The sequence below is a fragment of the Paenibacillus sp. GP183 genome, from assembly GCF_900104695.1.
Lineage (GTDB): Bacteria > Bacillota > Bacilli > Paenibacillales > NBRC-103111 > Paenibacillus_AI.
Genome location: NZ_FNSW01000001.1, coordinates 337,100 through 359,469, shown reverse-complemented (window position 1 = coordinate 359,469; position 22,370 = coordinate 337,100). Strand labels below are relative to the sequence as shown.

20 protein-coding genes are annotated in these 22,370 nt (G+C 47.8%); 5 read left to right on the top strand and 15 right to left on the bottom strand.

All coding sequences use genetic code 11. The features are described from left to right. Nucleotides 1-18: 18 nt before the first annotated feature. On the bottom strand, nt 19-849 hold the full coding sequence (gene dapF / locus BLV33_RS01740) for a diaminopimelate epimerase (RefSeq protein WP_090787574.1): 831 nt from the start codon (nt 847-849) through the stop codon (nt 19-21). A gap of 408 nt (nt 850-1,257) precedes the next feature. Further along, nucleotides 1,258-4,035 carry a calcium-translocating P-type ATPase, SERCA-type gene (locus BLV33_RS01735; RefSeq protein ID WP_090787571.1) on the bottom strand — a complete coding sequence of 926 codons (2,778 nt, stop codon included), beginning with the start codon at nt 4,033-4,035 and terminating at the stop codon, nt 1,258-1,260. Nucleotides 4,036-4,284: 249 nt separating this feature from the next. Between BLV33_RS01735 and BLV33_RS01730 the strand changes: the two genes are divergently transcribed. Then, nucleotides 4,285-6,093 carry an Rqc2 family fibronectin-binding protein gene (locus BLV33_RS01730; protein WP_090787568.1) on the top strand — a complete coding sequence of 603 codons (1,809 nt, stop codon included), beginning with the start codon at nt 4,285-4,287 and terminating at the stop codon, nt 6,091-6,093. A gap of 32 nt (nt 6,094-6,125) precedes the next feature. Here BLV33_RS01730 and galU read toward each other — a convergent pair whose 3' ends face one another. The 4 genes from galU to BLV33_RS01710 all read right to left on the bottom strand — a co-directional run bounded on the left by galU (nt 6,126) and on the right by BLV33_RS01710 (nt 9,362). Beyond that, nucleotides 6,126-7,007, bottom strand: coding sequence for a UTP--glucose-1-phosphate uridylyltransferase GalU (gene galU, locus BLV33_RS01725; RefSeq protein ID WP_090787565.1), 882 nt, complete (start codon nt 7,005-7,007; stop codon nt 6,126-6,128). Then, nucleotides 7,004-7,852 (bottom strand): PHP domain-containing protein, encoded by an 849-nt coding sequence (locus tag BLV33_RS01720; RefSeq protein ID WP_090798589.1) that lies wholly within the window; start codon nt 7,850-7,852, stop codon nt 7,004-7,006. The genes galU and BLV33_RS01720 overlap by 4 nt, the downstream gene beginning before the upstream one ends. A 27-nt stretch (nt 7,853-7,879) precedes the next feature. After that, nucleotides 7,880-8,791 (bottom strand): selenium metabolism-associated LysR family transcriptional regulator, encoded by a 912-nt coding sequence (locus tag BLV33_RS01715; RefSeq protein ID WP_090787562.1) that lies wholly within the window; start codon nt 8,789-8,791, stop codon nt 7,880-7,882. Nucleotides 8,792-8,924: 133 nt separating this feature from the next. Beyond that, on the bottom strand, nt 8,925-9,362 hold the full coding sequence (locus tag BLV33_RS01710; RefSeq protein WP_090787559.1) for a hypothetical protein: 438 nt from the start codon (nt 9,360-9,362) through the stop codon (nt 8,925-8,927). Between the two features lie 257 nt (nt 9,363-9,619). Here BLV33_RS01710 and BLV33_RS01705 point away from each other — a divergent pair, with 257 nt between their 5' ends. Together BLV33_RS01705 and BLV33_RS01700 are read left to right on the top strand one after the other, a co-directional pair. After that, nucleotides 9,620-10,666, top strand: a complete 1,047-nt coding sequence (locus BLV33_RS01705) for an ogr/Delta-like zinc finger family protein (RefSeq protein ID WP_253186935.1) — start codon at nt 9,620-9,622, stop codon at nt 10,664-10,666. 1 nt (nt 10,667) lies between these two features. Next, nucleotides 10,668-11,258 (top strand): hypothetical protein, encoded by a 591-nt coding sequence (locus BLV33_RS01700; protein WP_090787552.1) that lies wholly within the window; start codon nt 10,668-10,670, stop codon nt 11,256-11,258. Between the two features lie 59 nt (nt 11,259-11,317). Here BLV33_RS01700 and BLV33_RS01695 read toward each other — a convergent pair whose 3' ends face one another. From BLV33_RS01695 to BLV33_RS01660, 8 genes are all read right to left on the bottom strand, one after another. After that, entirely contained in the window at nt 11,318-11,581 is a 264-nt protein-coding gene (locus BLV33_RS01695; RefSeq protein ID WP_090787549.1) for a YlbG family protein, read from the bottom strand. A gap of 91 nt (nt 11,582-11,672) precedes the next feature. Continuing rightward, the gene (locus BLV33_RS01690; RefSeq protein ID WP_090787546.1) at nt 11,673-12,116 is read right to left on the bottom strand and encodes a YlbF/YmcA family competence regulator; all 444 of its coding nucleotides are present in this window, start codon (nt 12,114-12,116) and stop codon (nt 11,673-11,675) included. 86 nt (nt 12,117-12,202) lie between these two features. Further along, nucleotides 12,203-14,170, bottom strand: coding sequence for a helicase-associated domain-containing protein (locus BLV33_RS01685; RefSeq protein ID WP_139305665.1), 1,968 nt, complete (start codon nt 14,168-14,170; stop codon nt 12,203-12,205). After that, entirely contained in the window at nt 14,127-15,827 is a 1,701-nt protein-coding gene (locus BLV33_RS01680) for a DNA repair helicase XPB (RefSeq protein WP_090787537.1), read from the bottom strand. Before BLV33_RS01680 ends, BLV33_RS01685 begins: the two co-directional genes overlap by 44 nt. A gap of 261 nt (nt 15,828-16,088) precedes the next feature. Continuing rightward, entirely contained in the window at nt 16,089-17,162 is a 1,074-nt protein-coding gene (locus BLV33_RS01675) for a Gfo/Idh/MocA family protein (protein WP_090787534.1), read from the bottom strand. 29 nt (nt 17,163-17,191) lie between these two features. Continuing rightward, nucleotides 17,192-18,355 (bottom strand): Gfo/Idh/MocA family protein, encoded by a 1,164-nt coding sequence (locus tag BLV33_RS01670; protein WP_090787531.1) that lies wholly within the window; start codon nt 18,353-18,355, stop codon nt 17,192-17,194. Nucleotides 18,356-18,510: 155 nt separating this feature from the next. Then, on the bottom strand, nt 18,511-18,951 hold the full coding sequence (locus BLV33_RS01665; protein WP_090787528.1) for a CBS domain-containing protein: 441 nt from the start codon (nt 18,949-18,951) through the stop codon (nt 18,511-18,513). 94 nt (nt 18,952-19,045) lie between these two features. Beyond that, nucleotides 19,046-20,215, bottom strand: coding sequence for a M20 family metallopeptidase (locus BLV33_RS01660; protein ID WP_090787525.1), 1,170 nt, complete (start codon nt 20,213-20,215; stop codon nt 19,046-19,048). Between the two features lie 190 nt (nt 20,216-20,405). Here BLV33_RS01660 and BLV33_RS01655 point away from each other — a divergent pair, with 190 nt between their 5' ends. Both BLV33_RS01655 and ftsW read left to right on the top strand, forming a co-directional pair. Further along, entirely contained in the window at nt 20,406-20,753 is a 348-nt protein-coding gene (locus tag BLV33_RS01655) for a YugN family protein (protein WP_090787522.1), read from the top strand. A gap of 10 nt (nt 20,754-20,763) precedes the next feature. Beyond that, a complete protein-coding gene (ftsW, locus tag BLV33_RS01650) occupies nt 20,764-21,927 on the top strand; it encodes a putative lipid II flippase FtsW (protein ID WP_090787518.1) in 1,164 nt (387 codons plus the stop codon). Nucleotides 21,928-21,963: 36 nt separating this feature from the next. Here ftsW and BLV33_RS01645 read toward each other — a convergent pair whose 3' ends face one another. After that, nucleotides 21,964-22,341: an Asp23/Gls24 family envelope stress response protein gene (locus BLV33_RS01645; protein ID WP_090787515.1), complete on the bottom strand. Its 378-nt coding sequence runs from the start codon at nt 22,339-22,341 to the stop codon at nt 21,964-21,966. Nucleotides 22,342-22,370: the final 29 nt, after the last annotated feature.

Sequence of the window (22,370 nt, the reverse complement as noted above, 5' to 3'; positions counted from 1 at the left end):
CCCCACCTACATCTATATTTACAAGCTTCCTTTGAAAACCTCAGCTGCCGGACCCGTCATATAGACATGGTTGTCGGCTTCGTTCCATTCTATGAAAAGGTCGCCGCCCTTGAGAGAAACAGTGGCTTTACGCTCCGTATAGCCGTTCAAAACCGACGAAACGAGCGTGGCGCAAGCTCCAGTACCGCAAGCCAGCGTAGGTCCCGCTCCTCTTTCCCATACCCGCATATCCGTGAAGTCACGGCTTTTGACGGTGACGAATTCCACGTTGATTTTTTTCGGAAACATGGGATGATTTTCCAGTTTGGGCCCCCAGGCGGCCAGGTCAAAATTCACGGCATCCTCCACATAAATCACACAGTGGGGATTCCCCATGGAGACAGCGGTAAAACGGAATTGCTGCCCATCGACTTCGATCGGATAATCAATGACCGGGTTGCGGTCAATCGTGGTAGGGACCTGCAGTCCTTGAAGAACAGGCTCTCCCATATCAACACGCACGGTTGCCACTTTGCCGTCCTGAATATGCAGTTGTACTTTTTGCACTCCCGCACCTATGGTTTCGATCGTGATTTCTGTTTTATCAATCATGCCGTGATCATATACGTATTTGGAAACACAGCGAATCGCATTGCCGCATTGCTCGGCTTCGGACCCGTCCGAATTGATGATGCGCATCATATAATCCGCTTGCTCGGAAGGAAGAATGAACACCAAACCGTCTGCGCCAATCCCGAAATATCGGTTGCACAGCTCGATGGCTGTTTGATCAACTCCCGCAGGCAGCGTTGTTTCTCCGCTTACAATAATAAAATCATTGCCTAATCCATGCATTTTTGTGAAATTCATAAGTTCCTTAATCTCCTTATCTAAAAATGGCTTTACCCATTATCATAACGCATAAACAAGAGAAAGAGTAGTAAAAAAAGAAGCAGCTGTTTAAAATGGACGCCGATACTCAAAGAGAGTCTCAAAATTTGTTTAAAAGCATTTCGAGTTTAATTGGAAGAATGTTTTTCATTCTTCCAATTAACAAGAAAAAGAAAGCCGACGCTGGAAAGATGTTTTTCATCCTTCCAGCGTCCGTTCATGGCACAATGTGCCACTTTTTACCTCTGGATGAATGATTTTCATTCTTCCAGTAAACGAGAAAAAGAAAACCGGCGCTGGAAAGATGTTTTTCATCCTTCCAGCGTCCGGTCATGTCAATCCTGCGCCTGCTTAAGGCGAACGATTCCGTTTTGTTCCCTTGCTCTATTATCTGGCAACTGTCCTTGAACTGTACCGAGCGGCTCTTCCCTTGGACGGCTTCTGAAGCACACTGCCGATGCCCATCAGGAAAGTGGGGATGCCGGCTGCGATCAGAACCAGGATCCATTCCTGCCAGCCCAGCGGAACTGTTTTGAAGATCGGTTGAAGCTGCTCGACATACATGACGCCAAGCATGAGCACCAGAGACGAGAGCACGGCCAGAACAAGATACTTATTTTGCACAGGATTGCGGTGGAAAATGGAGCGTGAGCTGCGGCAATCAAACACATGAATGAGCTGGGCCATGACGAGTGTGGCAAAAGCAACGCTTTGCGCCTTCAATAATTGGTCCGCATCGCTCGGATTCAAACGGAGAATCAGCCAAAAGGCGCCTAATGTGCATATACCGATGAGGATACCGCGGCTGATAATTTTCCAGCCCAGACGCCGGGCAAAAATATTTTCTTTCGCCGAGCGGGGGCGATGCTGCATCAAATCCTTCTCAGCCTGATCAACCCCAAGCGCCATTGCAGGTAAGCCGTCCGTGACCAAATTGACCCACAGAATTTGAATCGGTACAAGCGGGAGCGGGAGTCCAGCCATCATGGCAATGAACATGGTCAGGATCTCTCCCACATTGGAAGCGAGCAAATAGCGGATAAATTTACGAATGTTTTCGTAAATCCCTCGCCCTTCTTCGATGGCAGCGACGATGGTGGCAAAATTATCATCGCTGAGAATCAGCGAAGATGCTTCTTTGGTCACATCGGTTCCGGTTATCCCCATCGCGATGCCAATATCTGCTGCTTTAATCGCGGGAGCATCATTGACGCCGTCCCCGGTCATCGCTACAACATGCCCTTTTCGCTGCAGGGATTTCACGATCCTCAGCTTATGCTCAGGGGATACGCGTGCAAATACATAGGTTTCGTCAACCTTGGCATCCAGCTCATCGTCCGTAATCAGGGATAGCTGCTGCCCGCTTAAGCTGATTCCGTTTCCGGGGATCATGCCGAGCTGTTTGGCGATCGCTTCTGCCGTTGTCTGATGATCCCCCGTGATCATGACGGTTTTGATGCCTGCTTTGCGGCACTTGCTTATGGCTTCACGAACCTCTTTGCGCGGCGGGTCAATCATGCCGGTGAGGCCAACAAACACGAGTCCATGCTCGACATCCGCATCGTCGTCCAGACGATCAGTTGACTTGATCTCACGGTAAGCCAGCCCCAATACACGAAGCGCATTCTTCGCCATGCCTTCATTCGCAGCCATCACCTTGTGTTTCAGAGTTGGCGTGAAGGGAATGACCTTGCCGTCCCATAGCATATAGCTGCAGTGCTGGAGAAGTACATCCGGCGCGCCTTTCGTACAAAGCATCCGGCCGCCGGGATGAGAGATCAGCACGGACATCCGCTTGCGTTCCGAATCAAACGGAAATTCCTTAACGCGTTTATACTGATTGGATAAAGAATCTGCTGTCATTCCCATTTTAGCGGCAAGCACGACTAATGCGCCCTCGGTCGGGTCTCCTTTTATCGTCCAGACCGCTTCAGCTTCCTCATCTTTGTTCTTTTTTCGCTTGGTTTCCTGCTTCTCTTCCTGCAGCGTGGCATTGTTGCAAAGCACAGAAACCTCCAGCAGCTTGCTTAGCATCGAATTTTTGCGGGTATCGACGTTCAAGCCTTCTTGCTTGATTTCGCCGAACGGCTCATAGCCGTCACCGGATACCTCCATCAGCTCGCCGCCTACCCAAAGATGGGTAACGGTCATTTTATTTTGCGTCAATGTGCCCGTCTTGTCCGAGCAAATGACAGATGCGCAGCCAAGTGTCTCTACCGATGGGAGCTTGCGCACAATCGCTTTTCGTTTAATCATCCTCTGAACTCCGAGAGCCAGCGCGATCGTAACAATAGCGGGCAATCCCTCCGGGATCGCGGCTACGGCTAAGCTGACTCCGGCAAGGAACATGGCATAAGGCGGCTGCCCATGGAGGATTCCCGCAATCACAACAAGAACCGTGAGCGCGATGGCCACAATGATCAATATTTTGCCCAGCTGCTCAAGCCGATGCTGCAGCGGAGTCTCCATCGATTCCGTTTGCTCGATCAAATCGGCGATTTTTCCCATCTCCGTATTCATTCCAGTTCGAACGACGACCGCTTTTGCAGTTCCTCTGACGATCATGGTTCCCATAAAACCGAGATTGGATTGATCACCGAGCGGAAGCTCAGCGGGCGACAAGACTTCAATCTTTTTGGCAACTGGAATGGATTCACCGGTAAGGGCCGATTCCTCCACATACACCCCATTAGCTTCCAGCAGCCTTAAATCCGCCGGAATTCGGTCCCCGCTTTCCAAATAAACGATGTCGCCTGCCACCAAATTTTTGGCCGGCAGCTGATGGACTCCACCATCTCTGAGCACCTTGGCATGGGGCGCAGATAGCTCTCTAAGCGCTCGAAGCGAGCGTTCAGCCCGAAACTCCTGCATAAAACCAAGGATGCCGTTCATGACAATAATGGCAATGATCGTTATGGCATCGAGATATTCACCCAATAATCCTGAAATAAGGGTGGCTCCAAGCAGAACCAGCACCATGAAATCTTTAAATTGGTTCAAAAAGATCGCAATCGGGGAGACGCGCTTCCCTTCGGTAAGCTCATTTAGTCCTGTTTGTTTTTGGCGGTTCAGGGCTTCCTCCCAGGTCAATCCCTGCTGCTTGTTCACCTGTTGGGATCGCAAAACCTCCTCCGGCGACATTTGGTACCATTCACTCTGACTCATCTGCCCTACTCCCTTCCATCATCCTTTTAATCCGGGGAGTTTGTACTCCGGTTAGCCTCATACGTCGGACAAACACCCACCCCTCACTCAAGCTAAATGTATTCAGACAAGCTGGAAAATATCCCTGGAATCCTTTTGGCGGAACTCCGTGCTTAAGTTTTTGTCCGAAGTATGTCATTATAGAGAATAGTGAAAATTGGAGCGGGAGACTTCCACACCGTTTCATGGATAGAATGGAGTTGTTTGGGCATGGCTTTTGACGGACTCGTCCTTCATGCGATTGTGCATGAGCTTCAAGCTTGCATCGGGGGGCGTATTAATAAAATTCATCAACACAGTGAGAATGATATATTGCTGCTTCTTAGAGCCCAGGGCAAAAATGTGAAGCTGCTGCTTTCGGCTAATCCCACGTACCCGCGAATTCACTTGACCGAGCAGCAATTTTTGAATCCGATGGAAGCGCCCATGTTCTGTATGCTGCTTCGCAAACATTGTGAAAATGGTGTCATCGAGCGCGTGGAACAAATCGGCTTGGAGCGTATGGTTCACATTCACATTCGTCAAAGGGATGAGCTGGGAGATGTCAGCACCAAGACGATCATCATTGAAATTATGGGCCGTCACAGCAATATCATCCTGATGGACTCAGCCAGCGGCACGATTCTGGACGGTATTCATCATGTTACGCCGGCCATTAGCTCCTTTCGGGTTATTATGCCGGGCAGCAGCTATACCGCTCCTCCCACTCAGCATAAGATGAACCCTCTCGTGGTGGAAAATGGCGAGCAGTTTCAAGAGATTTTAACAGCTGAACCCAAGCTTTCTTTGGAGGAGGAAATTGAAGCTTCACTTGCGCCGCCGAAGAGCCAGCCGCCTGAAAAGCTGGAGCAGCTCCTTGTGGGGAGATTTAACGGGCTCAGTCCTTTGGCAGCACGAGAAATCGTTTATCGGAGCGGGCAGCCAGGCGATGTCTTGGCTAGCGAGGCAAATTTATCAACGCTTTGGGAGGCATTCTCCCTGGTGATGGGGCAGATTCGAGGGCATCAATATGAGCCTGTCATCGTAGAGGAATTCCACAGCGGGAAAATGTTTTTTGCCATGTTCGCATTAACACATATAGAAGGAGCGGCCGTCTCGTATTCTTCGGCAAGCGAATGCCTGGAGAGCTTTTATGGGGATAAAGCAGAGCGGGATACAGTGAAGCAGCGAGTTTCCGACCTGCTCCGCTTTTTGCAAAATGAAAGAAACAAAAATGTAAAAAAGCTGGAAAAGCTGCAGGAAACTTTGAAGGATGCGAAGGAAGCGGATCAAACCCGTATTTTGGGAGAATTGTTGACAGCCTCCATGCATGCAATCAGCAAAGGCGATAAAGAGCTGGAAACTGTCAATTATTATGATGACAATCAGGCACTGATCCGAATTGCCCTGGATCCTTTGTTAACCCCCTCAGAGAATGCACAGCGTTATTTTAAAAAATATACAAAAATGAAGAACAGCCTGGCCATCGTCGAAGAGCAAATGGAGCAAACGCGCCAGGAAATTGTTTATCTGGGGGGACTTCTTCAGCAGCTCGGAACAGCATCGCTTCAGGATATTCAAGAAATTCGCGACGAGCTTGCCGAGCAAGGCTATTTGAAGGATCGGAGCAAGAAACAGCGCAAAAAGAAAAAGCAGGACAAGCCAGCGCTATCCTGCTTCACATCGAGTGACGGCACTCCTATTTATGTGGGAAAGAACAACACGCAAAATGAATATCTGACCCATCGTGTGGCCTCATCGGGCGATACCTGGCTGCACACAAAGGATATTCCCGGATCCCATGTTGTCATTCGCAGCGACCATTTTTCGGATGAGACACTGCTTGAAGCGGCGCAGCTCGCTGCTTATTTCAGCCAAGCCAAAGCATCCAGCCAAGTTCCGGTGGACTATACCTTGATCAAGCATGTGCACAAACCAAGCGGGGCCAAGCCCGGTTTCGTGATTTATGTGAATCAAAAAACGCTGTTCGTCACACCTGACGAACAGCGGATTAAGCAAATGCAGGTTACGATGAAATGATCAATCCTTGATCTAACCCTGCCAGCATGGCTCTACGGGTTATCCCAACGACGCACCAGGGCTTGAATGTATGCTTTTACTTGATTCTGCAAATCTGGCCGCTCTAGAGCAAGCTCGATGGTTGCTTCTATATATCCGAGTTTATCTCCCACATCATAGCGCTTGGCTTGAACGGGATAGGCCACCATTTGATGACGTCTGTTCAAGATGCGCAGCGCGTCTGTCAATTGAAGCTCTCCGCCCCGGCCAGGCTCAAGCTTCTCCAGAATCGAAAAAATTTCCGGCTCGATGATATATCTGCCGATTACTGCAAGGTTTGATGGAGCAAGTTCGCGCTCGGGCTTCTCCACCAGGTCTGCAATAAATTTAAACGCATCGAGACTGTGTGCAGGTGAAACGATACCATATTTACTCACATCTTCCCAGGCCACTTCTTGAACCGCTATGATGGATGTCTGAGTTTGATCATATATATTCATCATTTGCTTTAGTCCCGGAGGAGTCGATTGTAAAATATCATCGCCCAGCAGAACCGCAAAGGGTTCGTCGCCAATAAATTTGCGGGCGCATAATATCGCATGCCCCAGCCCCAATGGCTGCTTTTGACGAATGTAGTGAACGTCCGCCAGATTGGAAACGGATTTTACGATCTCCAATAGCTCCAGACTGCCCTTCTCCTCCAGCATCATTTCCAGTTCAACTGATTTGTCAAAATGATCCTCAATGGCCCGTTTATTTCGGCCTGTCACGATAATGATATCCTCAATCCCGGAATCGATAGCTTCTTCAACGATATATTGAATTGCTGGCTTATCGACAATGGGCAGCATTTCCTTAGGCTGGGCTTTAGTCGCCGGAAGAAATCGAGTTCCTAGACCGGCAGCCGGAATAATTGCTTTACGTATTGGTTTCATTGAAACTCTCCTCTCTTTGTCTGCAATCTCTTCAATACATCAGTGCTCACCCTGCGCGCACCGATTGGAGCATGAAATACTACGCCCCCACGTTCTCCATGAAAATCGGAGCCCGCCGTAATGAGCAGCCCATGCCGCTCGGCCAGAGCGAGATATCTAGCTTCGTCCGCCGGTGAGTGGTCGGAATGATAAACCTCGATCCCGTCCATTCCGCCGCGGATGATCTGTTCAACTAGTGCATCATCGTGATAGATGCCGGGATGTGCCAGTACTGCGGAACCGCCCGCTTCACGAATCCAGGCCGCAGCTGCAGCCGGTTCAATCCGCGGGGGATTCACATAAGCTTGGCCGCCCTTGCCCAGAAAGCGTTCAAAAGCTTCGCTGATGGAAGCGACATAGCCCTTTTTCATAAGAATTGAAGCCATATGCGGTCTTCCTATGGTATCGCCTTCAGATTTGGTTGCTTCGACTTCTCGAAGCACCTCCTCCATGCTAATGTCCAAGCCGAGCTCCCTTAGTCGCTCCAGCATCATTTCATTGCGCTGATTGCGTGTTTCCCTTAAGGATTCCAGCCGCTTCAAAAACCGCAAATCCCTTATATCGATATAATAACCCAAAACATGAATATCCTGACTTCCAGCAACCGTGCTAATTTCAACGCCTGGAACAATTTCAATGCCCAGCCTGGATCCTTCAGCAATCGCCTCGGCAATACCGGATACGGTGTCATGATCGGTAATGGCAATCGCACTAAGTCCTGCCTCCTTAGCCATTCTCACATTGGCAGCAGGGGTCTGGGTTCCGTCAGATGCAAGTGTATGTGTATGTAAATCAGCTTCGAATATGGACAAATCGAAATCCCCTCTCTCGCGTTAAAGCAGACGGTTTAAATCCTCTTGCCTTAAAAAGGTCATGAAGCTTACTGCTGAGATTGGCAGTAAAGTCGAGCTTAAATAAATAGCATAGAAGCTTCTCTTGAATGAGATATTGGTCAAGGTGATTACTTTAAATAAGCCAAGCGTTACTTCATGTTTAACGGATGACTCCGATAAAATCGAGATGCCAAGACCTGCCTCAACTGCTGATTTAATCGCTCCGGTGCTTCCCAGCTCCATCACAATATTCATGTCTTTGTAATTGATCCCGCTGCGATCAAGCTCTTCCTCCATCACTCTGCGGGTTCCCGAGCCCTGCTCGCGAAGAACAAACGGATAAGGAAGCACTTCCTCCATCAGAACCTGGTCTTTAGCCGCGAGCGGATGATCCGCAGGCACGATGAGCTTAAGCTCATCGCTTAATACAGGCTCCGTATGTACATCAGGATGATGGATCGGTGCTTCCACAAGCCCAAAATTCAATTGATGCCCAAGAACCTCTTCCAGAATCTGTGACGTGTTCATCACCTTCATCGAGACGGAGATATTCGGGTATGCCTTGCTAAAAGGGCCAAGCAGCCGAGGCAGTATATACTCTCCCATGGTCAGGCTTGCTCCAAGCTGAAGCCGGCCTTCGATCATGCGCGTAAACTTGGACATGGCCACATCCGTCTCACGGATCAGGTCAATGCTTTTTTTGGCAAAAGGGATCAAGGTACGCCCGGCTTCGGAGAGCTCGATTTTTTTCGTGCTGCGATGAAACAGCTTGACCCCAAAGTAGTCCTCCAAGGCTTGAACCTGCATGGTTACCGCCGGCTGGGTCATGTGGAGCGATGCGGCAGCAAGAGAAAAGCTTCCTTTTTCCGCAACGGTGTAGAAAATATGTAACTGGTGAAAGTTAAGCGCCATGGTACCCTGCCTTTCCGAGTGGTTTGCCCCTGCAACCTCAATGCATCCATTATATGAAAAAGCAGCGCCCTAGTCCATTCGAGGCAAAAATAAAGAGCAGCAAGGCTTTAGCCCGCATGCTCGGTATTCTCGTTTATCTTCGTTTACGGCTGTTCTTGATCAAGGTCATCCTTCGTGAATGGCGCAGCCATGAATAGTAGGACTTCAGATCACGGAGTTCAATCGTTTCCGACATTTTGCCTAAAAAGGTGACAATAATCATCTTGTGCAGCGGGTTGCCGACAATGTCCGTTTCATTTTCCAAATTGGCGAATTCCGCGACTACCACTAAATCCTCATCAACCAAATAGACATCCTGTTCATTTCTATAGTAAGGTTTCATGTTATCATTTTTTAATTTATCCCAGAGAAAGCCGCAAATTTCTTCGAAAGAGGATGTCTCGCTGGAAATTCGATCCGCCCAACGGATCCGAGCGTGATTGGTAATCACAATATCTGCTACTCTTTTATCGCCAAGAGTCACAAAGAAAGGTTCGTAAGTACTCCATCTGCCCATAATCTTATCCTTCATGATTAACAACCCCCTTCCTATGAAAATGCTACTATGTACCTATATAAAATGACTCTGTCATATTTATTTTACTAGATATCACAAAAAATTTCTATGTTAAAAAAATAATTTCTTCATATTATTTGGTTATTCTGATATTCATTTAAATATGACCTTAATCGAACAAAAAAAACTACGACAGCAAGATTGACTAGCAGGAATTTCCAATCTTTTATCGAAAGTATAAAGGTTAGAATTTATTGTAGGAGATGACCTTAATGCTTGAGAAAAATAGATTGGGTGCTGCGCCCAGAGTTTACTTCAGACCTGAGTTTAAAAAATGTCCGCACTGTGAGTCAAAATTGCGGAGAACCCATACAGCATGGGAGAAAAAGATTGTCACAACAAACGGAATCATCCATGCATGGAGTATGGCTTATGCTTGCAAAAATCTAGATTGTACACATACAGGAGTTGCGTATAAATCTGCTGAAGCTGAGATGCTTAGCATGAAGCATTCCTCATATGGATATGATGTGCTTGCTCTCGTTGGAGAACTGCGCTTTAAGCAGCATCGAACAGTTAAAGAAGTTGCTGATGCGTTGAATGAACGAGGTATTCCAACGAGTGAAAGGCATGCTCAAAATTTGTACGAACGCTATCAGACGTTGCTTTCGGCGAGTTTGGATGATCATGTAAACAAAGTGCTTGCAGAGACTACCGAACAAAATGGCGGCGTCATCTTATCGATGGATGGCGTTCAGCCTGAGAAAGGGAATGAAACTCTATATGTCCTACGCGAAGTATTCAGCGGCACGGTACTCGCTGCACAAAACATGAAGAGCGGAACGGCAGAAGAACTGAAGACACTCATTGAACCCATCCTGAAGCTGGGCTATCCAATTGTAGGTATTGTAAGTGACGGGCAAAAATCCATTCGGCTGGCATTTGAGACCTTGTTACCGGATGTGCCTTACCAATACTGTCAGTACCACTATCTGAAGGACATAGCCAAACCCATTGTCGACGCCGATCGCAAGTTAAAAATGGAACTCAAAAAAAGCATGCGCGGGATTCGGGACATCGAACGAAAAATAGAACAGGCTGAGATCCAAGCATCCGAGACGGAGAAAACGGAACAGCCAGATTCGGAAACTGCTGAAATTACCGAAGCGCAGATTGCCAAGGGATATGTGGCAGCTGTTCGATCCTTGCTCCTAGAAGACGGAGATCCACCATTGGAGCTTCCTGGATTAATGATTTATGAACGTGCACAAGCGATTCAGGCTTCTTTACAAAGATGCTTGAGTAAAAAAAGAGCCTAGTTTGCTTCGAAATATTATCAGAATATTCAACAAAATAGATGAAATGAATCCTGTTTATGAAGCCGTATCGCGGCTAATGAAACCGATGGATTATATCGCCACTATCCTTAGCCCTGGTGAAGATAAAACTAGCGAGACGGTTGAATGGGAGCTATCAATGTTACTGGATTGGGTGAAACAAACCTACACGCTTGAGAGTGACGAACTCATGGTTAACAATTTACTCAACTTTTCCAAAGGGTTTTGGAGAGGTCTATTCACTTGTTATGATCATTATTACATTCCAAGAACGAATAATGACTTGGAGCAATTCTTTCGACAGACGAAGGCTAGTCACCGCCGAATTACAGGACTTCGTAACTGGAACAGCTACATCGTACGCAATGGTGAAATGATCGTATTGGTGAACGATGCGCTTCGTCAAGAGCATGTGATTTCACGACTGCGTTCCGTTTCCTTTAGTCGTTATAAAGCACGGAAAGCACAGTGGGACCAGCGTTTAACCTGTGTCATATTACGTAAAAAGTTTAATCGCAATACCGAAGGCTACCTCAACGACTTAGAGCATAAATGGAATTTATTGAACGGTTAGTTAATTATGCTGTCGTAGAAAAAAAAGCTTCTTCCGAAGCTTCTTCATTGCATCCCAAATTAAAGAGTGAAAGATTTATTTTTGTCCGGACCGTTGCTGCTGTATTCCGTTTTTATCTCATTGCGGTAGGATGGCTCCACTTTTTTTACATAGGGAAGCTTCTGTATATTTCGTATTGTTTCATCCACCTTGCTGGAATAGACATACATGGCTACATAGTGCATTTTCTTGGAAATATAATGTACCGATCCAAAGCGCTCCAGGTTTCTAGCTGCCTTTATGTCGTTTACCCATACAATAATGCCGCTTCTATCCACAATCATGCATGAACCCTCTTTTCCATTTCTTCTTGAATGGAGCGGGCCGGAAGCCGAGGCCCTGAATGATACGCCACGGTTTCCAGCTCGTCAACGCTTAACCGCACTTGGCGCAGCTGCCGCCGGAGCCGCAGCTTCCTCCGCCAGGCAGCGGATTATTGCTTGGCACTTTAATCGTATCGGACACCGCATGGGCGATTGTGGTCGATATGGTAAACAACAAATCATCCAGACGGTCTTCCGCTTCTTTAAACTTGCGGACAGCCTCTATTTGTTCCAGTCTCCCCTGCACTTCATTCACCTGTGCCATTGCCTCGTGATAACTCGGATGGTAATGTCCGAAGCGTTCACATTCCTCGAACAATTCCTTCTTTTTCATAAACAGAGCTTGCAGCTCCTTAACTTCCGCGCTGCTTTCCACGGCTGTCTTCCAATATAAATAATCCGCCACTTCGGCAGAGGATTTGATCATGTCACCCATATCATAGGCGTGCATCAGAACGGCAGACATGTCCAGCATATCAGCTTCGAGAATACTCATTGCTTAGATCCCTACCTTTTATAAAAAATCATTTTTTGAATGCTCTTTTTATCATATCATAAATAGTGAAACAAATCTCACATTTCTCACGGATCATTAATCCCAGGCAAGATCAATTTCATTTCCTTCCAATCATCGGATCGGAGCAGGATATCCTGAGCATTCTCCATCCCTAGCAGCATCCATCCGTTACTGTCTTCTCTTATGCCCTGCGGCATGATTTGGCGTTCTTCGCCTTCCTTGCGAAGCTTCAGATAGCTCTTCCACTCAATCGCTTTACGAATCATATCCTTTCGTGTAGAACCATGATATTCTCTGAATTCCTTGAGCCAAAGCGGCGGAATATCCTGCAAATGGGGATACATGGGATCCATGTCCGCGAAGCTTGGCGCCAGCTCATATACGGGAGTCAAGGGATCGAGGGGAAACCACCCTTTTCTTTGGCCTGACTCCGGGTCGGGAGGAACATGAGAGCCAAATTGGGGAGGATTGAACAATTGGGGATAATAACCCAATTGCTGCAGATGCTTGTGAAATTGCGATGACAATTCTTTCTTCACGATAAAATCCAATTCCCCAATTCGTGAGAGGATATATGGATGGCAGGACTCGCTGGTATGGATGACATCTGCTATCTCAAGCGTGCTTACACGAAGCAGTGTCACTTCGACAAAATGCAGCTTGCCAAACTGCTTATCCCATTCCATAAGTGCCTGTTCCAAGCCGGAAGGTATTTGGCCGGTTGCATGCGAGGCAAGAAACTGAACGATTTCCTGACCACTCTTTCCCGATTCCAAACCTCTGTAGAAGGTTTCCCTCGTAATTCGGTAGATACGCATATCCGTCGATCTAACGGGATCCGCGAACAGTGAAACCTCCCATTCCACAAGAGTCGATACGGTTGGGGGAAGCAGCAGCTCGAAATCCGGCTGCACATAAAAGTCATCGGCATTCTGATGCTGCTCAGGTTCATAGGTCTCAGCAGACAACCAGTGATCGATAAGCCAATGAAACCACACGACTCCTTGCTCATCCACCCCGGCCTCGAGCCAGCGAAAAGCATGTAAGGGCAAAAGCCATTGCCGCAGCAAATCTTCTTCATGTTTCGCAAATGACCAAGCAGATTCCAGGACGACATGTCGATCATACCAACGAGAAATTTCCTTCAGCGTATACCATCTCTCTTTTGGCATACCTTCAAGCACAGCCGTACTATGCTGCAGCCATAGCGGAGCCGCGATATGCAGATCCTTCCAAAAATCATAAAGTTTGGACTGCTGCTGTTCAAAGGTGAGCTCTAGCCATTGCCGCCAGTTGTCGGTATGAACCACAAGACAATCGGCATTATTGCGCAATAAACCAAGACGTAATGCAAAATCCAACAACAGCTCCAAGCCGAATTCCGAAGATCCGGACTTTATGTTTGCGAAGTTAGTCAGGTTCCATGGGCTGTCCAGTAAATGAAGGAGCGTTTTTAGCTTTTGCATAAGATTCTTTGGCAGATTCCCTTTTGCAGTCAATTGGAGATCATGGAAGGCTGCATAGGTGACTAATGCAAACAGATCTTGAGCAGCTCCTCTTGAACCTGCCGAGCTGGCTTCAAACGCAGCCAATGACGGCACCTGATCTTCGGGCTTGTGATCCGGCTCTTCAAGCAGCAGCCTTTGCCAAATCGCAAAGCCTTCAAACGGTAAAGCAAACAGAAGCTCTCCCCATGATTTGCGAAAAGTCAAAATGATTCCGTATTTGCGGATGCCTGCCAGAGCGACCTTGACATCGGCTCCTGATCTTGAAGACGCCGCATGCTTCTCCAGCATCTCAAGCGTGAACATCGAACAGCCCAGCCTTCTCACAATCAGCTGTAAAATCCAGCATTCCCGCTCGCTGAGCATGAGGCGCAGTCTGGCCATGGCTTCCCTGGAAGTCAAAAGATCTGCGTAGTCCCCGCCCTCCTGGGATGTCGGGAGCCAGGTTTGCTTATCAAAGTGATGTCTCATGGATTCGGACATTTTAGAGAATGCCTGCTTGTAGTTCATGATGTTCGTGATGTTCACCTGCTTCCTGCAAAAAACTTTCCCAGTCTATAACCTCGTACTTATACCCCTGTTCCACAAGAAAAAGCTGTCGTTTTACAGCAAATTCCTGTTCCTTGGTATCCTGGCTGGTGATCGAATAAAAGACAGCTTGATTCGTCCCAGCCTTCGGCCTCAGAATGCGTCCAAGACGCTGCGCCTCTTCTTGCCTTGATCCATAGCTGCCGGAAACTTGAATCGCGACCGCAGCATCGGGAAGGTCCACGGCAAAGTTAGCTACCTTGGATACGATAAGCAGGGGGATTTCCCGCATTCTAAACAAGTTGAACCAATGCTCACGCTCATTTTGCGACATTTCACCACTGATCATGGGAGCTCCTGTTTGAGTGGATATCAGACGCAACTGGTCCAAATATTGGCCGATAATTAAGATTTGTTCATGCCTATGGCACTTTACAAGCTCGTCAATCACATCAAGCTTGTAAGGATTTTCCCCGGCAATTCTGAATTTGTGCTTGCTGTCGGCAAAGCCGTACTCCTCTCGAAGAGCAGATCTCAATGGGACGCGGATTTCTTTGCAAGACACTTCAGCCAGCCAGCCTTTCCCCTCAAGATCCTTCCAAGGAATCTCAAATCGTTTAGGCCCGATTAGCGAGAATACGTCTTCCTCATGACCGTCTTCACGAATTAATGTGGCCGTTAGACCTAAACGCCTTGTAGCTTGAATTTCCGCTGTCATCCTGAATACGGGAGCGGGAAGCAGATGAACCTCGTCATAGATTAACAAGCCCCAATCCCTTTCCCCAAAAAGATGCATATGAGTAAACGCTCCGCCCTTGCTTGAACGGTGAGTCAATATTTGATAAGTGGCTATCGTCACGGGGGAAACCTGTTTGCGTGTGCCGTTATATTCCCCGACATTTTCTTCGGTTAAAGAAGTTTTCTCCAATAGCTCCCGCTTCCATTGCCGTATGGATGTAACATTCGTCGTAAGAATCAAGGTTGCGCACTGTAATTTCACCATGGCTGCGATGCCAACGATCGTTTTTCCTGACCCGCAAGGCAGCACAACTACCCCGCTTCCGCCTTCCTCGCCAAGATCAAACGCGTCCACAGCTTCGGCTTGATAATCACGAAGTTTAAATAGAGGGTCTATGGCCAAATGCTCGCATGGCCGGTACCCTGCCCTGTCATCCACCGGAAAGCCTAATTTCATGAGCTCTTGTTTGAGCAAACCCCTGTATGCAAGCGGTACAGAAACTGCACGTTCACCTCTCGTTTGGCCCAGGTAGCCGTGCACGGTTTCTAGCTCTATCAATTCTTTCAATACCACGGTGTCTTCGCTCACGAGAATTAGTTCTTCGCCTACTTTGTGCAGCCTGAGCAAACCAAACCGCTTCATATACTTGCGAATACCGCTTTGTACAGCAAATGGAAGTCCAAATTTAGCGTTGCTCCCGAGAAAAGAATTGATTTCTTCTATCCTCATTCCCGAGTAAGCAGCATTCCACAAGGATAGCGGCGTGATGCGATACATATGGAGAGGCTCCGGGCTTTTGATCAATTCCGCAAAGCGCGACAAGACGGAGCGCACTTGCTCAAATTCGGGATGATGTGCCTCAAGCAGCAAAGTGAAATCGCTTTGTACAATCAGAGGCCGGTTCGAATCTATCGTCACTGGAGCTCCTCCTTAGAGTTTTTTTTAGCAAAACTGACTTCGTAAGCATAATCTTAGATTTTGCTTTAGCAAAACTGACTTCGTAAGAATAATCTTTGTCGTTGTGGCTATTCACTTAGTATGAAAATAAAGCCAATGATTTAAACATCGACATGAAGAGAAGCCAATATGCGTTCAAGCTGGAGATCATAAAAAGGAGCAGCCCCTAAGGTCTGTAAGACCTTAGGGGCTGCTCCTTTTTGTTAATATGATGGGCAACATCTATTCCAATCGAAGCGCCTGCTTCTGAGCAACCAAACAGAGCTCTGCCGCTTTAAACGCATGCTCCTGCGTCATGGCATGCTCAGTCCGGTTCAAGCAGTCCAGAATCAGCTTGCCAAAGAATGGGAAACCGACTTTACCCGCCAGGCTGAAATGCTGTTCTCCCTGTCCATTCACCAGGTACAGCTGGTCTCCTTGTCCATCCCGGGCAATATCGATATATTTGCGCAGCTCAATATATCCTTCCGTCCCAAGAATAAGAGTCCTCCCATCGCCCCAGGTTCCAAGACCGCTGGGGGTCAGCCAATCCACACGGGAATATCCGGTCGCCCCATTATCTCCAACTAAGGTTACATCCCCAAAGTCTTCAAGTTCAGGGTACGTCTTATTGTTATAATTGGCTACCTTGCTGCTGATAACGCGGGCATCCTTACAGCCTGCGAAATAAAGAAATTGCTCAATTTGATGGCTGCCGATATCGCAAAGTATGCCGCCATACTGATCAAATTTGAAAAACCAATCGGGACGCGAAGCGGCATTCAGCCTATGAGGTCCCAGGCCGATTACTTGTACAACCCGGCCAATCGCATTTTCCTCAATAAGCTCTCCGGCAAACACTGCGCTTTCCACATGAAGCCGCTCGCTGTAATAGACCGAATATTTCTGTCCGGTTTGCGCCGTTTTTTCTTTAGCCTGAGCAAGCTGCTCCAAAGTTGTGAACGGCGCTTTGTCTGTAAAATAATCTTTACCATGGTCCATGGCTCTCATCCCAAGGCTGAAGCGCTCCGAAGGAATAGCCGCCCCTGCAATGAGTCGAACCTCCGGATCGCGTAAAATTTCCTCTTCCGAAGAAGCAGCCCGAACCGTTGGATACGCTCGGCAAAACGCTTCTATCTTTGCCGGGTCAGGGTCATATACCCATTTCAAGTCAGCCCCGGCTTCCCGAAGTCCATTGCACATGCCATAAATATGGCCGTGGTCCAATGCGATTGCAGCAAAGGTAAATCCACCTTTATCAACCACAGGATTGGGCTTTCCCTTTGGCGCATAATTCATTCCATCTGCTTTCGACATATAATATCTCCCTCTCTGCATGAATGCGATTAGTGCGTGTTTTTAACATCCAGCGTGAGATACTCGCCTGCATGTTTCTCCGAGTTCGATTGTTTGATGCGTTCTTGCAGGTGATGATAAAATAAATCCTCGTCAATCGGCAAATCCACCCAATTGTCTGTCCACGTGGACAGCAGCATTGCGTTTGAGAGCATCAAGCCTTTAATCCCCTCATCACCAGGAGCTACAAGCGGAACTTGGCGCAAAATATGATCGACCCAATTTTGGGTAATGCCTTTGTGGCCTTGCTCTTGACCGACAACGGGAATGTCGCATTTCCAGGATTCCGGTTCGCCAAAGCCGCCTTTGAAGGTGCGATTAAACTCGCTTTCCGACACACGAAGCCGCCAGAAGGTCAGCTTCCCATCCTCGATGACGATTTTGCCGCGATCCCCGGCCAGCTCAAACCGATTCGTTCCCGGCGCTTCACCCGTGGTCGTGACGAATAGACCGGTCGCCCCGTTCTCATACTCGGCAAAGGCGGTCACATCATCCTCAACCTCAATGTTCCGATGCTTGCCAAAATAACAAAACGCGCGGATACGCTTCGGCATCATCTCGGTTGTCCACTGCCAAAGATCCAGCTGATGGGGATCCTGATTGATCAGAACACCCCCGCCTTCTCCTGCCCAGGTCGCCCGCCAGCCGCCCGAATCGTAATAGCTCTGGGAGCGGTACCAATTCGTAATAATCCAGTTGGTTCTGCGGATCTCTCCAAGCTCGCCCGAGGCAACCAGATCCTTGAGCTTGCGATAAAGCGGATTGGTCCTTTGATTATACATCATACTGAACGCTTTTCCTGACTCGGCAGCTGCCTCGTTCATGAGTCGGACCTGCTTGGTGTAAACTCCCGCCGGTTTCTCACTAAGAACATGAAGTCCATGCCGGAATGCCATCATGGCAAGTTCAGGGTGATTATAGTGAGGAGTTGCGATTATGACTCCGTCGATCAAGCCAGAGGAAAAAAAATCTTCAAATTGCTCGAAAAGTGCGACTCCCCCACCAAGATTATTTTTAGCCCATTCCAGGCGTTCCGGACGGTTCTCGCAAATAGCGGTTAACTCTGCTCCTTTCACTTCCTGATTGATCAAGTACCTGGCATGGGCTGTTCCCATATTGCCAAGACCAATAATGCCGATACGTATCTTGTCCATAGTCCCCTCCATCTATTAGGCTGATGTTTAATATAAGTACTAGTATAACAAATCAAATTTACAACATCTTGGTGTGGATTGACACTTTTCTTGCAATTATTGACCACAAAAAATCCGATTCCCCAAGGAATCGGATCGTTACATATTTAACTGCATTAATGAAGCTGAGAGGCCGGACGATCTTCAGAAATTTGACTTAGAGCTTGTCCTGCCTCGTCTTCAAATTTATCTCTGACAGCCAGATCGCCGATGGCCACAATGCCTACCAATTCCCCTTTTTCCACTACAGGAAGCCGTCGAATCTGCTGCTTAGCCATCAATTTTGCAGCTTCATCAATTGTTGTGCTCCCATCAATCGATTGAACCTCGTCCGACATCACTTGCTTGACTGCTGCAGATCCTTCTCTTTTTTCCGCCAAGCCGCGAATAACCAAATCTCTATCGGTAACGACTCCGATCAGCTTCTTACCTTCCACAACCGGTATGAAACCTATATCATGCTCCTTCATTTTGATCGCGATTTCATATACATTGTCTTGCAAGGTTACGGTGACGCAATCTTTTTCCATGATCTCACTGACGGTTTTACCTGCCATTGCTCATTGCCTCCTTCAAAGTAAGAAATAAACAAATCCTTGAAATGCAGTCGATTTGCTCCAATCTTATATTCTCCGAGAAGGAAATAAATATTCATCCCATGAAATCTGCTGCCATCGACAGAAGGAGCTTCCCAGCTTGCAGCATCGATCTCTCATCGATATCGAAACGGGGATGATGGTGCGGAAAAACAATTCCGGCTTCTGCATTGCCTGCGCCGACAAACATGAAACAACCGGGTTTATGCTGCAAGTAATAGGAGAAATCCTCACCAGCCATAAGCAGCGGAGACGTATGAACATGTGCTTCACCGAAAACAGCCGCTGCTACCCTCTGAAATCGCTTTGCTTCATTAACGTCATTAATTACCGGGGGATAGCCGAACTTATATTGCAGTTCACACTCAGCGCCAAACATTTCACAGGTTGAAGCCGTGATTTGCTCAATTCGCTTTTTAACATCTTGCTGCAGCAAGGGATCGAATGTGCGTACAGTCCCGCTCAGTTCGCATGTTTCTGCAATTACATTGAACGCGTTGCCCGCGTGAATGGAGCCCACACTGACCACACAGGGTTCAGTCGGATCCACTTGTCGACTCACAATCGATTGTAAATTCACGACAAGGTGCGCTCCGACCGTTACACTGTCTACCGTCTGATGAGGCAAGCCGCCATGTCCGCCTTTCCCTTTTATCCGAATGACGAATTCGTCAGGGGCCGCCATAACGGGGCCTTCCTTGCAATAAACGTGGCCTACCGGGAATGGAGTCCACAAATGCACGCCGTAAACCGCGTCGACCCCGTCTAACGCTCCATCAGCGATCATCGACTTCGCGCCGCCCGGTGAGATCTCTTCAGCGTGTTGAAATAAGAAGACCAGGCTGCCGTTTATCGTATCCCGATGCTTGCCGGCAATCTTGGCGATCCCAAGCAGTGTTGACGTATGGGCATCATGTCCGCATGCATGCATGACTCCCGCTTTCTTCGACGTATATTCGCACAGCTTTTCATCTTGAATCGGTAAAGCGTCTATATCTGCCCGAAGCGCTACAACTGGTCCAGGATGGTTTCCTTTAAGATATCCGACCAGACCATGGCCGCCAACATTCGTTCTTACTTCAATGCCCCAGCTTGTTAAATGGTCCGCAATGAACGCGGCCGTTCGCTCCTCTTGGAAGGAAAGCTCAGGATGCTGATGCAGGTATCTTCTCCAGCCGACCATTTCCTCAAAAATCTCGTCCAATTCCGTTCCCCATTGCCTCATTAGGCTCATTCCTCCGATTTGTATGCCATTCCTTATTGTCTTTAAAGCTTATTTTAACAAATATCACCGCTTCTATCATCTAAAAGTGCCATCAAATATTAGAAATTACAGCTTGCAATCGACTTGCGCTGTGTCCATAAACATACTATCATGAATGAAGAATGTATATGTATATTGGAGGCGTTAATCCGTGATTATTGAAACCAGCAGCTTAAAAGGCTTAAAAAGCGATCTCGCTCATCTTGATGAAGTGACAACACAGCTTGGCTTCGTGCGCTGGCAGTGGGAATACTACCGCGCTACATATGACTTGAAAATTGAAGATACAGCAAACCAGGCCGATTATTTTCTTCGTATAAACGCAAGAGTGGAGTCCGGCAAGCTGGAGTCCCCTTACGCCGTCCTATACCTGGAAGATGCCTATATTGGAGTAGCCACTTTTCCGCACGGTCTTGATTACGAATCTCCGATTCCTGAAGCTATCCGCAAAATAGCTGATCAAAAAATAGCCCAGCTGCATCAATTATTGTCCGAGTAATGGGTAAGCGATGACGTCCGCCCGCAAAGGAACGCCGGACTTCCTGCTCCTATTCTTGACGTTTCTGCTGGTGTGCTTTGGCCTGGCTATGGTCTTCAGCGCCAGCTCGATGACAAGCGCAACCAGCGCAATTACCGGCGGAGACCCCTGGTACTTTACAAAGAGACAAGTGGTCTCCGTGCTGATCGGAATGGTTTGCATGCTGTTTTGCATGAACATACATTACTCGCTGCTGAAAAAATGGGTCATTCCGTTTTTTTTGGTCATCCTGATCCTGTTGATCCTTGTGCCCTTTATCGGGTTCAAAATGAATGGTGCAAGAAGCTGGTTCCGTCTTGGACCCCTATCCCTTCAACCCGCGGAATTTGCCAAGCTTGGAATCTTGTTGTACCTGGCGTCTTTGATCAGCAATAAAGACGAGAAGTTTCGGAATTTCAAAAAAGGGCTGCTGCCCGCTCTTAGTGTGGTAGGCATGGTTGCCATGCTGATCATGCTTCAGCCGGATCTAGGGTCCTGCATGATTGTATTGTTTTGTGCAGCAACCGTAATCTTGGCAGGCGGCTCTAACCTGAAGCACCTCTTCTTTCTCGGGACAGGCCTCGGGGTTATTGCCACACTGGGAATAAGCTTGTTTCTGGCTACTGTCAAACCTGGTGATGCCGGCTATTATCGAGTCCAGCGTCTTACCAGTTTTATGCATCCGATGGACTCTCGCCTTGATGAAGGCTATCAGGTCGTGCAATCTTTGTTTGCGTTTGGACATGGCGGCATCGCAGGAGCAGGGTTTGGACAAGGTATCCAGAAGCTTCATTACTTGCCTGAAGCCCAAACCGATTTTATATTTGCCATAATAGGAGAAGAGCTGGGTTTTATCGGCATTTCCTTATTGATATTCATTTACTTGCTGCTTATCTGGCGAGGCATTTTAATTTCTGTTCGGTGTAATGATACCTTCGGCACCTTATTGGGTGTTGGCATCACGGGGATGATAGGTTTTCAGGCATTGATCAATATCGGTGGAGTTACGAGTGCGATTCCTCTTACAGGTGTCACCCTTCCCTTTATCAGCTACGGAGGCTCATCCATGATGGTCACCTTGATCAGTATGGGCATTCTCCTCGGAATCTCACGAGAACAGAACCGTCATGTTGAAAAAACCGGCAAAAAAACCTAATCTGGAGAGATTAGGTTCTTTGCAAAGTATGTAGGTTTATTTTACCCGATGCGGATCTTCAATCTCATCTTCCCGAAAGGCTACACCTTCAACTTTCACATTCACTTCGACAACGGTTAATCCCGTCATGTTTTCTACAGCTTCCTTTACATTTTCCTGAAGCTCTCGGCACACAACCTGAATTCGTGATCCATAATTCACAATCACCCTGAGATCGATTGCAGCCTGCACTTGGCCGACTTCTACAGAAACGCCTCTTTGTACGTTTTTGCCGCTCAGTCTTTTGGCTAATCCTTCGGAAATGCCGCCTGACATCGCTGCAATACCGGGAGTTTCAAGCGCTGCAAGTCCCGCAATGGTGGAAACCACATCATCGGAAATTCGGATAAGTCCGTTTTGAATGTCTTCGGACACAAGGATCACTCCCCTAACAGTATAGGTAT